Consider the following 14,547-nt stretch of genomic DNA (forward strand, 5'->3'; position numbering starts at 1 on the left):
TTATCATTCCCCTTCTTGATTCTCCTCTGCGGCCAAGATGGCCAGCCAGGGGGAGAAACCCTCTTTCGTTGCGGGGAACCTGCTTGTATCTCTCACTTGTTGCGCGTCAGCAGCGCTGGCAGCAGCGCTGGCTGCTTGGCCTCTTGCTGCTGACCCTGCTGCTTTTTATCTTTTCCCTCGCGTGGGGTGAATTCGTGCTGCTGCCCTGGCAGCCGCTGGGGGAGCTTGAGCAGCGTATTTTACTGGAGCTGCGCCTGCCGCGCGCCCTGCTGGCTCTCTTGGCAGGGGCGGCGCTCGCCTGTGGCGGCGCCGTGCTGCAGGTGATGCTGCACAACCCGGTGGCCGAACCCGGTCTGCTTGGCGTCTCGAGCGGAGCCGGACTGGCCGCCATGGTGGCGATGGCGGTGGCCAGGGCGCTCGGCGTCTATCTGCCCGGCTGGGGGCTGTCGCTGGCAGCCTTTGGTGGCGCCCTGCTGGTGACCATGCTGCTCATTCGGTTGGCGCGCCGCGCCCGGCTCGGCCATGCCAGATTGCTGCTGTTTGGTGTCGCCATCGGTATTCTCACCAATGCCGCCATGACCTGGCTGCTCTATTTCGCTGACGACAGCTCGCTGCGCGAGTTCATGTTCTGGATGATGGGCAGCCTCTCCTATGGCAGCCAGCAGCTTGGCTGGTGGTGGCTGCTGTTGCCGCTCACCCTGCTCTGGCTCTGCCGCCAGGGCAAGGTGCTGCAACAGTTGCTGCTGGGGGAGATCCAGGCCCGCCTGATGGGGCTGGATGTGGACAGGATGCGGGTGCGGCTGGTGCTGGCGGTCTGCCTGCTCACCGGACTGGCGGTATCCCTGTGCGGCGTCATCGGTTTTGTCGGGTTGGTGGTGCCCCATCTGCTGCGGCTCTGTGGCGGCAGCGATCAGCGCTTTTTGCTGCCCGCCTCGGCGCTGGGCGGCGGGGCCCTGCTGCTGGCAGCCGATCTGGTGGCACGCTCCGCCTTGAATGCCGGCGAGCTGCCCATCGGCGTCATCACCGCCTCGGTCGGTGCGCCGCTCTTTATCTATCTGCTGCTGAGACAAGATGCCCATGCCACCTCGTGATGAACTGCGGCCAAGCCTTCCCCTGCTGGCCGCGCAGGGGCTCACCGTCGCCGACCGGCTCGCCCCCCTCGATATCGGCTGGCAGGGCGGCCAGCTGGTGGCTTTGCTCGGCCCCAACGGCAGTGGCAAATCGACCCTGCTTGGCGCCCTGGCCGGCATCTTGCCGGCTGGCGGGAGTGTGCAGATCGATGGCGAGCCGGTCGCGGAGCTGAGCTGGCCGGAGCTGGCGCAGCGGCGCGCCATGTTGCCCCAGCGCCAGCCTCAGCTGTTTCATATTCCGGTGTTTCAGGTGCTGAGTCTGGGGCTCGCCGAGCCCCCCCCGGCCAGCAGGCAGAACGAGGCGATCACCGCCTTGTGTCAGGCGCTGGAGCTGGATGGCTTGCTGGCGAGGGATTTCAGCCGGTTGTCGGGAGGTGAGCAGCAGCGGGTGCTGATTGCCCGCACCCTGTTGCAGGTGTGGCCGAGCCTCAATCCGGCAGGCAAGGTGCTGCTGCTGGACGAGCCGCTGGCAGGGCTCGACCTGCATCATCAGCTGGCGCTATTGCGGTTGCTGAAAACCCTGGCCGGGCAGGGCTTGCTGGTGGTGCTCGCCATCCACGATATCAATCTGGCCATCGACTGGGCCGACCGCATTCTCTGTCTGCAACAGGGCACCGTGGTGCGCGAGGGGGGCGTCGAGCTGGTGGATGAGGTGCTGCTGGAGCAGGTATTCCAGATCCGTACCGACCGCATCGAAGCGGCGGGGCGGGTCTGGTTTATGCCGACGCTGTGAGTGACGGAGGCGCCGACAAGGGCGCCTCTGCATGTACTCTCTGTTTGCCTGTATTGTCCTGTCGCCGCTCCCTGCTTCACGATTTCCCACCTTGTACCGGTTGCCAATTTATCCCCTTGATCGGAAGTTGCTCTCTGCCGGGTTGCCGCGACCAATCGGGAGCAGCCTGAGTGGTCAATGGCTCGGTATAAGTAAAAACTTGGTCATGTAGGGAAAATCCATAAATTAAATTTATACCCATCGTGTTGGCAGTGAGTCGGCCGTTTGCAGGCGGTGGCGGCCCCTGTGAGCGGGTTGCCCGATCTGACCAGAGGGATTGTGCGAACGGATAAGGTTGGCAAGGCAAAAAAGAAGGGCCGGATATCACGGATATCCGGCCCTTTGTGTATCTCGGGTAACGCGGGTTAGCGCGCCAGCTTGCTCAGGCGTACCTGCGCGGCTTCTGCCAGCATGGTCAGCAGGGTTTCGGTGTCGTTCCATGACAGGCAGGCATCGGTGATGCTCTGGCCAAAGGTGGCGGCGCAGCCGTTCTCCACATCCTGCCGCCCTTCCACCAGGAAACTCTCGGCCATGATACCGGCGATGCCGGTGCGGCCGCGGCGCAGCTGATCGCAGATGTCTTGCGCCACCAGCAGCTGGCGACGGTGATCCTTCATGCTGTTGCCGTGGCTGAAGTCGACTACCAGCCGCTCCGGCAGGCCCACATCGGCCAGCGCTTCGCACGCTTCGTCGATGCTGGCGGTGTCGTAGTTGGGGCGGTGGCCGCCACGCAGGATCACATGACCAAAGGGGTTGCCGGCGGTGCGGTAGATGGTCATCTTGCCGTCCTTGTCCGGGGAGTAAAAGATGTGGCTGTGGCGGGCGGCGCGCACCGCATCGATGGCGATGCGGGTGTTGCCGTCGGTGCCGTTCTTGAAGCCGACCGGGCAGGAGAGGGCGGAGGCCATCTCGCGGTGTACCTGGGATTCGGTGGTACGCGCGCCGATGGCGCCCCAGGTGATGAGGTCGGCAATGTACTGGCCGGTCACCATGTCGAGGAACTCGGTGGCGGTGGGCATGCCGAGCTCATTGATATCGACCAGCAGCTTGCGCGCAAGTTTCAGCCCTTCGTTGACATCGAAGCTGCCATCGAGGCGCGGATCGTTGATGAGCCCTTTCCAGCCGACGATGGTGCGCGGCTTCTCGAAATAGGTGCGCATCACGATGCAGAGGCTCTCTTTATACTGCTCGCGCAGGGCGTTGAGGCGCTGGGCATATTCGCGGGCGGCCGCAGGATCGTGGATGGAGCAGGGGCCGACAATGACCAGCAGGCGCTGATCTTCTCCGGCCAGAATGGCCTCCACTTCGCGACGGGCATCCAGCAGATTCTGGGCAACGGTGTCGGTGATCGGAAACGCGTGGGCAAGCTCGCTCGGAGTGATCAGTGACTCCAGGCGACGGGTGCGCAATTCATCTGTGTGAATGGACATACAACTCAAGTCTCGAGTGGGTGGTGTCAGCCGCAGGGGGCGAAAATGCAAAGGGATAAAATAAAGCAAAAGTCCACCGATTGAAACCTTGGGGGGCTCTGATAGGATGTGAAGCCAAAATCGATTCCAAATGAGGTAGATAGCGTGGCAAAGCCAGGGGCAACCGGGGTCACCCGCATCATCAATGCAGCCGGTTACAGCATGAAAGGACTCAGGTCAGCCTGGATCAACGAGGCAGCGTTTCGGCAGGAGCTGATGCTGATCCTGCTGTTGATGCCGCTGGCCTTCTGGATTGGCGACTCCCTCAACCAGATCCTGCTGCTCATCATCATCAGCTGGCTGGTGGTGATCGTCGAGGTGCTCAACTCCGCCGTCGAGGCGGTGGTCGATCGCATCGGCCCCGAGCATCACGAGCTCTCCGGCCGCGCCAAGGATTTGGGCTCTGCCGCCGTCTTTATCGCGCTGGCTCTCAATGCGCTGGTGTGGGGGGCGCTGGTGGGGCGCAATCTGTTGGGATTGTGGTAAATCAGGCCCATTGCCTATCGTCTCCTCTCCCTTTGGGAGAGGGCTGGGTGAGGGAGACCCCTTCTCCCGCGAGGGGAGAAGGGAGCGAACACGATTTAGGCTCTGCAACATAAAAAAGCCCGTCATCACGACGGGCTTTTTGCTGCGCAGATAAGGGTCTATCAGTGGAGGATGCGGGCACGGATAGTGCCGTTGATCTCCTTGAGCTTGGCGAGCGCCTTCTCGCTGTGCTCGGTCTCCACGTCGATCACCACGTAACCGATATGGCTGCTGGTCTGCAGGTACTGACCGGCGATGTTGATCCCCTCTTCGGCGAAGATCTGGTTGATCTGGTTCATCACGCCCGGCTGGTTGCGGTGAATGTGCAGCAGGCGGCTGGAGCCTTTGTGGCCCGGCAGCGACACTTCCGGGAAGTTGACGGCAGAGAGGGTGGAGCCGTTGTCGGAGTATTTGACCAGCTTGTTGGCCACCTCCAGCCCGATGTTCTCCTGCGCTTCATGGGTGGTGCCACCGATGTGCGGGGTCAGGATGACGTTCTCCAGGCCACGCAGCGGGCTTTGGAACTCCTCGTCATTGGACTTGGGCTCGACCGGGAAGACGTCGATGGCGGCGCCGGCAATATGGCCGCTCTTGATGACGTCAGCCAGCGCGTCGATATCCACCACGGTACCGCGGGCGGCGTTGATGAAGATGGCGCCCGGTTTCATCATCCGCAGCTGCTCGGCACCGATCATGTTCTTGGTGGAGGCTGTTTCCGGCACGTGCAGGCTGATGACGTCAGACATATTGAGCAGCTCGACCATGCTCGGCACCTGAATGGCGTTACCCAGCGAGAGCTTGTTCTCGATGTCGTAGTAGTAGACCTTCATGCCGATGCTCTCGGCGATGATGCCAAGCTGGGTGCCGATATGGCCGTAGCCGATGATGCCGAGCTTCTTGCCGCGCGCTTCCACCGAGCGGTTGGCCAGCTTTTCCCACACCCCGCGATGGCACTTGGCGTTCTTCTCGGGAATGCCGCGCAGCAGCAGCAGGATCTCGCCCAGAACCAGCTCGGCGACCGAGCGGGTGTTGGAGAAGGGGGCGTTGAAAACCGGAATGCCGCGGATCTGGGCCGCTTCCAGCTCGACTTGATTGGTACCGATGCAGAAGCAGCCGATGGCGACCAGCTTGCTGGCGGCGTCGAGCACCTTCTCGGTGATCTGGGTGCGGGAGCGCAGCCCGATGAAATGCACGTCACGGATCTGCTCGATCAGCTCCTCTTCGGAGAGCGAGGTCTTGAGATACTCCACACTGGTGTAACCTGCGGCACGAAAGGTCTCTACGGTGTTGGGGTGAACCCCCTCCAGCAGCAGTACCTTGATTTTATCCTTGTCCAATGAAAACTTGGCGGTCATGACGATCCCTCTGTATGTGCAAACGTAAGTGCAGATTTGGTGTGCGAAGAAAACCGTAAAGTAGCAAAAACGTTTGGGAGAGGGAATATTTGTGACGAAAGTCAAATTCTTTGAAGTTATCAACGATTGTTGTAAACAGGGCTTTGCAACTTGTTGAGGAATAAATAAAAACGGCGCCATGAGGCGCCGTCTTGCATCCACGGGGGGATTACTGGATAACCACGCCATCCGGGGTGCCGATCACTACCACGTCTGCGCCACGGTGGGCGAACAGGCCGTTGGTGACCACGCCAACGATGGCGTTGAGCTGTACTTCCAGCCCTTTGGCGTCGGTAATGGCCATATCCTTCACATCCAGGATGTGGTTGCCGTTGTCGGTGACCACGCCTTCACGCCAGACCGGATTGCCGCCCAGCTTCTTGATCTCGCGGGCCACGTATTCGCGAGCCATGGGGATCACTTCGACCGGCAGCGGGAACTTGCCCAGCACGTCGACGGTTTTGGTGTTGTCGATGATGCAGATGAACTTGTCGGCCACGGCGGCGACAATTTTCTCGCGGGTCAGGGCTGCGCCGCCGCCCTTGATCATGTCGCGGGTGCCGTTGATCTCGTCGGCGCCATCCACGTAGACGGAGAGGGCATCGATCTCGTTGAGATCATACACGGTGATGCCGAAGCCCTTGAGGCGTTCGGTAGAGGCCACGGAGCTGGATACCGCCCCCTTGATCTCGTCCTTCATGGTCGCCAGCGCGTCGATAAAGTGGTTGACGGTAGAGCCGGTGCCCACCCCGACGATGGTGCCGGGAACCACATACTTGAGCGCAGCCCAACCGGCCGCCTTCTTCATTTCATCTTGAGTCATGATCGTTCCTTAAGAAAAAAGCGGGCGCATTATATCCAACCCCGTAGCCCGTCGCGACCATGTTGCTCACGTTCCGGGGCAAAAAGGGGCAGGAAGTAAATCGTTTGCCTGTTTATTCTGCGTTTGCGCGCACAGAAGGGGAGCTAGCCCCCCTGTTGGTAGCCTGCAACCGCTTATTCAAAGCGCCAGCAGCGGCTCGGGGTTATGATCTGGGGCAGCGGCACATCCCACACCTCCTGCGGTACCGCATCCACCTGCTGACAGTCGTGGGCAATGCCCAGCGGCTTGGGGCCCATCCTGTGCTCATGCCAGATGGCGAGGGTGCGATCGTAGTAGCCGCCCCCCATGCCGAGGCGATTGCCGTCGCCATCGAAAGCGACCAGAGGGGTGCAGATGAGATCGAGGGTGCTATGAGGCACCACCTGCTGCATATCCAACTCGGGCTCTTCGATGCCGTAGCGATTGCGCACCATGGGGCTGGTGGCGGTGTAACGCAAGAAGAGCAGGTGACCGGGGGTAAAGGGGTGGAGCACCGGCAGATAGACCTCTTTCTGCTGGGCCCACAGCCAGTGGATGGCGGGCAGGGGATTGATCTCCCCGTCATTGGCCAGATAGAGGGCAATACGCTTGGCAGCGAGGATCTCGGGGTGCTGTTTGAACTGGGCCAGCAGCTGTTGGGCTGCCTGCTGCTGTTCGAGCGGACTAAGGCTCTTTCTGCGTTGACGTACCAGTTGGCGAAGAGATTGACGTTCGGGCTGGGACTCTTGCATGGGGAACCTCCGGGCTGACTGCAATGGACGGCAGGGCGTACATGGCCCTTACCTTAACATATTCTCTCGTGGGGACGGGGTGAAAAGCGGGTACCGGCGAGGGCCGGTACCCACAGGATCAACGCTGGCGCATCTGGTGTTTGACAAAGACGGCGACCAGCGCGGCCAGTGCCAGCGCCATCGGGTAGAAGCTCATGCTCACTACCGCCAGCGGTGACAGGGCGAAGATGGAGCCCAGCAGCAGCGCCTGTGCGCCCCAGGGGATGAGTCCCTGGATCACGCAGGAGAAGATATCCAGCATGGAGGCGGCGCGGCGCGGGGTGACGCCGTGATGTTCGGCCAGATCGCGGGCGACCTTACTCGCAACGATAATGGCGACGGTATTGTTGGCGGTGCAGAGGTTGGTGAGGCTCACCACCCCGGCGATGCCGAGTTCGGCCGCTTTCTCGTTCTGCTCGCCATGGTGGCTGCGGGTAAAGCGGGCAATCAGGGCACCGATGCGATCGCTGATCCAGGCCAGACCACCCTGACGCTCCATCAGGGCGCCGAGGCCGCCGATGAGCATAGAGAGCAGGAAGATCTCCTGCATGCCGGTAAAGCCCTGATAGATATCCTTGCTGAACTGGCCGATGGCGTAGCCATTGATCATGCCGACGGCGCCTGCGGCGACAATGCCGATCCCTAGCACCACGAACACGTTCATGCCAGAGAGCGCCAGACCGAGGATCAGCAGGTAGGGCATCACCTTGAGCAGGTCAACGGCACCGGCCTTGGCGGGCGCCGCGCCGACGGAGCCGAGCGCCAGATAGAGCAGGATCACCGCAATGGCAGCAGGGGCGGCAATCTTGAAGTTCTCGCGGAACTTGTCCTTCATCTCGCACCCCTGACTGCGGGTGGCCGCGATAGTGGTGTCGGAGATGATGGAGAGGTTGTCGCCAAACATGGCGCCGGAGAGGATGGTGCCTGCCATCAGCACAGGATCGATACCGGCAGCCTGCGCCACGCCGAGGGCCACCGGTGCCACGGCACCTATGGTGCCCATAGAGGTACCCATGGCAGTAGCGATAAAGGCGGAGATGAGGAACAGCCCGGGCAGCAGCGCCCAGCCGGGGATAAGCGACAGACCGAGCGCCACGGTGGCGTCAACGCCGCCAGTGGCCTTGGCCACGCTGGCAAAGGCGCCCGCCAGCAGATAGATGAGGCACATCGCCATGATGTTGCTGTGGCCGACCCCTTTGAAGAAGGTCTCCAGATTGCTGTTGAAGCCCTCTTTGCCAAGCAGCAGCGCCAGCATCACGGCTGGCAGGGCGGCAACAGGGGCGGGCAGTTGATAGAAGGCGAACTCGACCCCTTGCAGGGTCAGCCAGGTACCGGTACCGATAAAGAGTGCGAGAAAGACCAGTAGCGGTAGCAAGGCCCTGGCACTGGGTTGGGTCTGGATCATGTGTTCCTCTGAAATTGAACAATGACCTCCTGTCGTGAACTGCTTTGTGCCTTTATCGGATCGGGATAGGGGGAAAACAGCGCGGGCATCCTGCCGCATCGGGGGGCCCACAGTAGTGAGTCAACCCCGCCCGGTCAAGATAGACGTCCAGATGGATAAGGTTTTTTGTCGGTCGATTTGGCTGTTCTGATTAAATCCGTTAAATATTCGGATTTAAACGAAAAGTCTGTCTATTTATCGGTGTGGTCAGCTGGCGCACGGCGGGCTTTTCAAAGCAGACGCAGGCTGGTAAAACGGTCTCTTTCCATAATTAAAAGAGATGAGAGGGTGGAGATGGACAATCCGATCCGTGTGGCCGTGATGGGCTGTAATGGTCGTATGGGCAAGGTACTGCTGGAGGCGGTCACCAACACCGAAGGGGTGGTGGTTGGCGCTGCGCTTGAGCGGCCGGGGTCGGCGGTGATCGGTCTGGATGCGGGCGATCTCAACGGGCTGGGTCATCTGGGTGTGGCGATTAGCGACAGCCTCGACAAGGTGCGCGACCAGTTCGACCTCATCATCGACTTCACCCGTCCCGAGGTGACTCTGGCCAATCTGGCCTTTGCGCTGGCCCACAACAAGCAGATGGTGATTGGCACCACCGGTTTTGACGAGGCAGGTAAGGCAGCCCTTAAAGAGGCAGGCAAGCAGATCGGTATCGTGTTCGCCTCCAACTACTCGGTCGGGGTCAATCTGGTGTTCAAACTGCTGGAGCAGGCCGCCAAGGTGATGGGCGACTATACCGACATCGAGATCATCGAAGGCCACCATCGCCACAAGGTGGATGCGCCGTCCGGTACCGCCCTCTCCATGGGCGAGGTGGTGGCCAAGACGCTGGGCCGGGATCTGAAAGAGTGCGCCGTCTATGGCCGCGAGGGGATCACCGGCGAGCGGGACCGCAACACCATCGGCTTTGCCACCATCCGCGCCGGCGATCTGGTGGGTGAGCACACCGTCATGTTTGCCGATATCGGTGAGCGGGTGGAGATCAGCCACAAGGCCTCCAGCCGTCTGACCTTTGCCAACGGTGCAGTGCGCGCCGGCAAGTGGCTGCGCCAGCAGGGCGCCGGTCTTTATGACATGCAGGATGTGCTCAATCTGAAGTAATTCTTCCGCTTTCTTCTGTCTGATTATCCTGTCTGACCAAACCCCGGCTTGCCGGGGTTTTTGCTGTTTGCTGAGCAGAAAGTTACACAAACAATGGTTAGTGCGCTTATTTCGACTCAGTCTGGCAAAAATAGTCATTTCATTTTGTTCGCTCCTTTTGTTGCCTTGAAATGTCATCACAAGGTAACAATCTTTGGTGCGTTTACGGCGTCCTCAGCCATTTTTTCACATCACTTCAAATAGACTAAAAATTCAAACACAGAAAAACGTTTGCTGATTTTTGTGTCAACAAAACTACACGCAAAAGGTACGAATACGCATTTTGGTTTTTCTTGTGGTGTTTTTTAATGTGTTGTTTTTAAAGGGCTTAAGATTGCATCTCGTCTGTTTTGTCGTGGTTTGCGAAGGTTTTGGGTCTGGTTTCAAATTTTCTTTTGCTGTAGGGGCTTGAAAAGCAATTGAGTGCATAGATAATGGGTAATGTTGCCTTTTTATTGAATTTAGATGCATTTCTTCTGAGAAAAGACGTTGAAATGCCACTTTTTTTAAGTAGAATGCGCCCAATTTGCCAGAAATCTGCCGGGTTCGAGTCCAGTCCAAGGCCGGAACCGAGCCCGCAACACCCAGGTAAATTGCTGAATTTAAAGCTAAATAACTGGAGGTTGTCTTGAATCACACTGCATTGCTAGTGCTGGAAGATGGAACTGTATTCAAAGGCGTGTCGATAGGCGCCGAGGGATGTTCCGTTGGTGAAGTGGTTTTCAATACGTCGATGACGGGCTATCAGGAAATCCTCACCGATCCCTCTTATTCCCGTCAGATAGTCACCCTCACTTACCCCCATATAGGCAACACCGGCACCAACAGCGAAGATGAAGAGTCCAGTCAAATCCATGCTCAGGGATTGATCATCCGGGACCTTCCGATACTTGCCTCCAATTTCCGCAATCAGCAATCCCTCTCCGAATACCTCAAGTCTCACAATATCGTTGGCATCGCCGACATCGACACCCGCAAACTGACCCGCATCCTGCGCGAGAAAGGCGCCCAGGCTGGCTGCATTCTGGCCGGCAAGCAAGTCGATGAGGCCTATGCCCTCGAACAGGCCCGTGCCTTCCCCGGTCTGAAGGGAATGGATCTGGCCAAAGAGGTCACGGTTAATGAGGCGTACAACTGGACCGAAGGGAGCTGGCAGCTTGGCAAGGGGCACGTCACCCCGGCTGCCGACCAGCTTAAATACCACGTGGTGGCCTATGACTTCGGCGTCAAGCGCAACATCCTGCGGATGCTGGTTGACCGTGGTTGCCGCCTGACTGTGGTACCGGCCAAGACTCCGGCTGCCGAGGTACTGGCGCTGAACCCGGATGGCATCTTCCTCTCCAACGGCCCCGGCGACCCCGAGCCGTGCGACTACGCCATCGAAGCCATCAAGACCTTCCTTAATACCAACACGCCGGTGTTCGGCATCTGTCTGGGTCACCAGCTGCTGGGTCTGGCCTCCGGCGCCAAGACCATCAAGATGAAGTTTGGCCACCATGGTGCCAACCACCCTGTGAAGAGCCTCGATGACAACACAGTGATGATCACCGCCCAGAACCACGGCTTTGCGGTAGATGAGAACAGCCTGCCGGATTGCCTGCGCGCCACCCACGTCTCCCTGTTCGACGGGTCGCTGCAAGGCATCCATCGCACCGACCGTCCGGCCTTCAGCTTCCAGGGTCACCCCGAGGCGAGTCCGGGCCCGCACGATTGTGCCGGTCTCTTTGACCACTTTATTGAATTGATTAAGCAGTATCGCGCCTAAGGAAAAGAGGAAAGAGTTTCATGCCAAAACGTAACGACCTTCAGAGCATCCTGATCCTCGGCGCCGGCCCCATTGTCATCGGCCAGGCCTGCGAATTTGACTACTCCGGCGCCCAGGCGTGCAAAGCCCTGCGCGAGGAGGGCTACCGCGTCATTCTGGTCAACTCCAATCCGGCCACCATCATGACCGACCCGGAGATGGCGGACGCCACCTACATCGAGCCCATCACCTGGGAAGTGGTGCGCGAAATCATCAAGAAAGAGCGCCCGGACGCCATCCTGCCCACCATGGGCGGCCAGACTGCACTCAACTGCGCACTGGCGCTGGAGAAGCACGGCGTGCTGGCCGAGTTCGGTGTCGAGATGATCGGTGCCACCGCCGATGCCATCGACAAGGCCGAAGACCGCTCCCGTTTTGACAAGGCGATGCGCAGCATCGGCCTCGAGTGCCCGCGCGCCGGCATCGCCCACAACATGGAAGAGGCGTGGGGTGTGCAGCAGATGGTCGGCTTCCCCTGCATCATCCGTCCCTCCTTCACCATGGGTGGTTCCGGTGGCGGCATCGCCTACAACACGGAAGAGTTCGTCGAGATCTGCGAGCGCGGTCTGGATCTCTCCCCGACCAAAGAGCTGCTCATCGACGAGTCGCTGATCGGCTGGAAAGAGTACGAGATGGAAGTGGTGCGGGATCGCAACGACAACTGCATCATCGTCTGCGCCATCGAAAACTTCGACCCCATGGGTATCCACACCGGTGACTCCATCACGGTCGCGCCAGCCCAGACGCTGACCGACAAGGAGTACCAGCTGATGCGCAACGCCTCCATGGCGGTGCTGCGCGAAATCGGCGTCGAGACCGGCGGCTCCAACGTCCAGTTCGGTATCAACCCGAAAGATGGTCGCATGGTCATCATCGAGATGAACCCGCGGGTGTCGCGCTCCTCCGCGCTGGCCTCCAAGGCGACCGGTTTCCCCATCGCCAAAATTGCCGCCAAGCTCGCCATCGGTTACACCCTGGACGAGCTGATGAACGATATCACCGGCGGTCGTACTCCGGCCTCCTTCGAGCCGGCCATCGACTACGTGGTGACCAAGGTGCCGCGCTTCAACTTCGAGAAGTTCGCCGGTGCCAACGACCGTCTGACCACCCAGATGAAGTCGGTCGGTGAAGTAATGGCCATCGGCCGCAACTTCCAGGAGTCCCTGCACAAGGCGCTGCGCGGCCTCGAGACCGGCAAGGCGGGCTTCGACCCCATGGTGGATCTGAACGCCCCGGACTCCCTGACCCGCATCCGTCACGAGCTGCAGGATGCTGGTGCCGAGCGTATCTTCTACATCGCCGACGCCTTCCGCGCCGGCCTCTCCATGGACGGCATCTTCAAGCTGACCAAGATTGACCCCTGGTTCCTGGTGCAGATTGAAGAACTGGTGAAGCTGGAAGAAGAGGTAAAAGAGCGCGGCATGGCCGGTCTCGATGCCGACTTCCTGCGCGCCCTCAAGCGCAAGGGCTTTGCCGATGCCCGTCTGGCCAAGATCCTCGGTGTGGCCGAAGGGGAAGTGCGCAAGCTGCGTGCCCGCCACAACATCTTCCCGGTCTACAAGCGGGTCGACACCTGCGCCGCCGAGTTCGCCACCAACACCGCCTACATGTACTCCAGCTATGACGAAGAGTGCGAGGCCAACCCCACCGACCGCGACAAGATCATGGTCATCGGTGGCGGCCCGAACCGCATCGGTCAGGGCATCGAGTTTGACTACTGCTGCGTACACGCGGCGCTGGCCCTGCGCGAAGACGGTTACGAGACCATCATGGTCAACTGCAACCCGGAGACCGTCTCCACCGATTACGACACCTCGGATCGCCTCTACTTCGAGCCGGTGACCCTGGAAGATGTGCTGGAAATCGTGCGCATCGAGAAACCCAAGGGCGTTATCGTCCAGTACGGTGGCCAGACCCCGCTGAAGCTTGCACGGGCACTGGAAGCCAACGGCGTGCCGATTATCGGTACCAGCCCGGATGCCATCGACCGCGCCGAAGACCGCGAGCGCTTCCAGTCTGCCGTCGAGCGCCTCGGCCTCAAGCAGCCGGAAAACGGCACCGTCACCGCGCTGGAGCAGGCGGTCGTGGTGGCCGAGCGCATCACCTACCCGCTGGTGGTTCGCCCCTCCTACGTGCTGGGTGGCCGCGCCATGGAGATCGTCTACGACGAGACCGACCTGCGTCGCTACTTCGCCGAGGCGGTGAGCGTCTCCAACGAATCGCCGGTACTGCTGGATCGCTTCCTGGACGATGCCACCGAACTGGACGTGGATGCCATCTGCGACGGTACCGATGTGGTTATCGGCGGCATCATGGAGCACATCGAGCAGGCCGGTATCCACTCCGGTGACTCCGGTTGCTCCCTGCCGCCCTACACCTTGTCCAAGAAGATTCAGGACGAGATCCGCGAGCAGGTGCGCAAGCTGGCGCTGGAGCTCGGCGTTATCGGCCTGATGAACGTGCAGTTCGCGGTCAAGGGCAATGATATCTACCTCATCGAGGTGAACCCGCGTGCCGCCCGTACCGTGCCGTTCGTCTCCAAGGCGACCGGTGCACCGCTGGCCAAGATTGCCGCCCGCGTGATGGCCGGTCAGAGCCTGAAAGAGCAGGGCTTTACCAAAGAGATCATCCCGCCCTACTACTCGGTGAAAGAGGTGGTGCTGCCGTTCGCCAAGTTCCCGGGGGTTGACCCGCTGTTGGGGCCGGAGATGCGCTCCACCGGTGAAGTGATGGGTGTAGGCAGCAGCTTTGCCGAGGCCTATGCCAAGGCGCAGCTGGGTGCCAACCACGCCGTACCGAAAGAGGGTCGTGCCCTGCTGTCTGTTCGTCACAGCGACAAGGCACAGGTGGTCGATTTGGCCGCCAAGCTGCTGGAGCTGGGCTACGAGCTGGATGCCACCCACGGCACCGCCGTCGCGTTGGGCGAAGCGAGCATCAACCCGCGTCTGGTCAACAAGGTGCACGAGGGTCGCCCGCACATTCTCGACCGCATCAAGAATGGCGAGTACACCTACATCGTCAACACCGCCGAAGGGCGGGTGGCCATCGAGGACTCCAAGCAGCTGCGCCGCGCCGCCCTGCAGAACAAGGTGGCGTATACCACCACCATGAACGAGGCATTCGCGACCTGCATGGCCATCAGCGTTGATGCCACTGCCAGCGTCAACTCGGTGCAGGAGCTGCATGAGCGAGTGAACAACCGCTAATGCTCTGCGCGCGAGCCACACTCGT

At 60.4% G+C, this 14,547-nt stretch carries 11 protein-coding genes; 6 read left to right on the top strand and 5 right to left on the bottom strand.

Translation table 11 applies throughout. The features are described 5' to 3' along the window. The first annotated feature begins 83 nt into the window (after positions 1-83). Together btuC and BS300_RS04775 are read left to right on the top strand one after the other, a co-directional pair. Positions 84-1,091, top strand: coding sequence for a vitamin B12 ABC transporter permease BtuC (btuC, locus tag BS300_RS04770; RefSeq protein ID WP_071911123.1), 1,008 nt, complete (start codon positions 84-86; stop codon positions 1,089-1,091). After that, positions 1,078-1,863 (top strand): ATP-binding cassette domain-containing protein, encoded by a 786-nt coding sequence (locus tag BS300_RS04775; RefSeq protein WP_071911124.1) that lies wholly within the window; start codon positions 1,078-1,080, stop codon positions 1,861-1,863. Before btuC ends, BS300_RS04775 begins: the two co-directional genes overlap by 14 nt. Positions 1,864-2,267: 404 nt before the next feature. Here the strand turns inward: BS300_RS04775 and BS300_RS04780 are convergent, their stop codons facing one another. Beyond that, positions 2,268-3,332 carry a 3-deoxy-7-phosphoheptulonate synthase gene (locus BS300_RS04780; RefSeq protein WP_071911127.1) on the bottom strand — a complete coding sequence of 355 codons (1,065 nt, stop codon included), beginning with the start codon at positions 3,330-3,332 and terminating at the stop codon, positions 2,268-2,270. Positions 3,333-3,476: 144 nt separating this feature from the next. Here BS300_RS04780 and BS300_RS04785 point away from each other — a divergent pair, with 144 nt between their 5' ends. Beyond that, positions 3,477-3,857 carry a diacylglycerol kinase gene (locus BS300_RS04785; RefSeq protein WP_033114340.1) on the top strand — a complete coding sequence of 127 codons (381 nt, stop codon included), beginning with the start codon at positions 3,477-3,479 and terminating at the stop codon, positions 3,855-3,857. A 161-nt stretch (positions 3,858-4,018) separates the two neighbouring features. Here BS300_RS04785 and serA read toward each other — a convergent pair whose 3' ends face one another. The 4 genes from serA to BS300_RS04805 all read right to left on the bottom strand — a co-directional run bounded on the left by serA (position 4,019) and on the right by BS300_RS04805 (position 8,327). Beyond that, a complete protein-coding gene (serA, locus tag BS300_RS04790; RefSeq protein ID WP_033137987.1) occupies positions 4,019-5,251 on the bottom strand; it encodes a phosphoglycerate dehydrogenase in 1,233 nt (410 codons plus the stop codon). A 208-nt stretch (positions 5,252-5,459) separates the two neighbouring features. Continuing rightward, positions 5,460-6,113 (bottom strand): ribose-5-phosphate isomerase RpiA, encoded by a 654-nt coding sequence (gene rpiA, locus BS300_RS04795; protein WP_033114342.1) that lies wholly within the window; start codon positions 6,111-6,113, stop codon positions 5,460-5,462. 173 nt (positions 6,114-6,286) lie between these two features. Continuing rightward, positions 6,287-6,883, bottom strand: coding sequence for a 5-formyltetrahydrofolate cyclo-ligase (locus BS300_RS04800; protein WP_071911129.1), 597 nt, complete (start codon positions 6,881-6,883; stop codon positions 6,287-6,289). Positions 6,884-7,001: 118 nt separating this feature from the next. Continuing rightward, on the bottom strand, positions 7,002-8,327 hold the full coding sequence (locus BS300_RS04805) for a Na+/H+ antiporter NhaC family protein (protein ID WP_041208560.1): 1,326 nt from the start codon (positions 8,325-8,327) through the stop codon (positions 7,002-7,004). A gap of 333 nt (positions 8,328-8,660) precedes the next feature. On the opposite strand from BS300_RS04805, the gene dapB reads away from it, so the two are divergent. The 3 genes from dapB (at position 8,661) to carB (ending at position 14,522) form a co-directional block, all read left to right on the top strand. Next, positions 8,661-9,473: a 4-hydroxy-tetrahydrodipicolinate reductase gene (gene dapB, locus BS300_RS04810; protein WP_041208985.1), complete on the top strand. Its 813-nt coding sequence runs from the start codon at positions 8,661-8,663 to the stop codon at positions 9,471-9,473. A 667-nt stretch (positions 9,474-10,140) separates the two neighbouring features. Then, positions 10,141-11,277, top strand: coding sequence for a glutamine-hydrolyzing carbamoyl-phosphate synthase small subunit (carA, locus tag BS300_RS04815; RefSeq protein ID WP_071911131.1), 1,137 nt, complete (start codon positions 10,141-10,143; stop codon positions 11,275-11,277). Between the two features lie 20 nt (positions 11,278-11,297). Continuing rightward, entirely contained in the window at positions 11,298-14,522 is a 3,225-nt protein-coding gene (gene carB / locus BS300_RS04820; RefSeq protein WP_033113583.1) for a carbamoyl-phosphate synthase large subunit, read from the top strand. Positions 14,523-14,547: the final 25 nt, after the last annotated feature.

Origin of the sequence: Aeromonas sp. SCS5, assembly GCF_001887375.1 — a bacterium.
In the GTDB taxonomy this organism is placed as follows: Bacteria; Pseudomonadota; Gammaproteobacteria; order Enterobacterales; family Aeromonadaceae; genus Aeromonas; species Aeromonas jandaei.

Coding starts and splice junctions, on each gene's coding strand:
- BS300_RS04775 (WP_071911124.1), top strand. CDS start 1,078: ATGCCACCTCGTGATGAACTGCGGCCAAGCCTTCCCCTGCTGGCCGCG.
- BS300_RS04780 (WP_071911127.1), bottom strand. CDS start 3,332: ATGTCCATTCACACAGATGAATTGCGCACCCGTCGCCTGGAGTCACTG.
- serA (WP_033137987.1), bottom strand. CDS start 5,251: ATGACCGCCAAGTTTTCATTGGACAAGGATAAAATCAAGGTACTGCTG.
- rpiA (WP_033114342.1), bottom strand. CDS start 6,113: ATGACTCAAGATGAAATGAAGAAGGCGGCCGGTTGGGCTGCGCTCAAG.
- BS300_RS04800 (WP_071911129.1), bottom strand. CDS start 6,883: ATGCAAGAGTCCCAGCCCGAACGTCAATCTCTTCGCCAACTGGTACGT.
- BS300_RS04805 (WP_041208560.1), bottom strand. CDS start 8,327: ATGATCCAGACCCAACCCAGTGCCAGGGCCTTGCTACCGCTACTGGTC.
- dapB (WP_041208985.1), top strand. CDS start 8,661: ATGGACAATCCGATCCGTGTGGCCGTGATGGGCTGTAATGGTCGTATG.
- carB (WP_033113583.1), top strand. CDS start 11,298: ATGCCAAAACGTAACGACCTTCAGAGCATCCTGATCCTCGGCGCCGGC.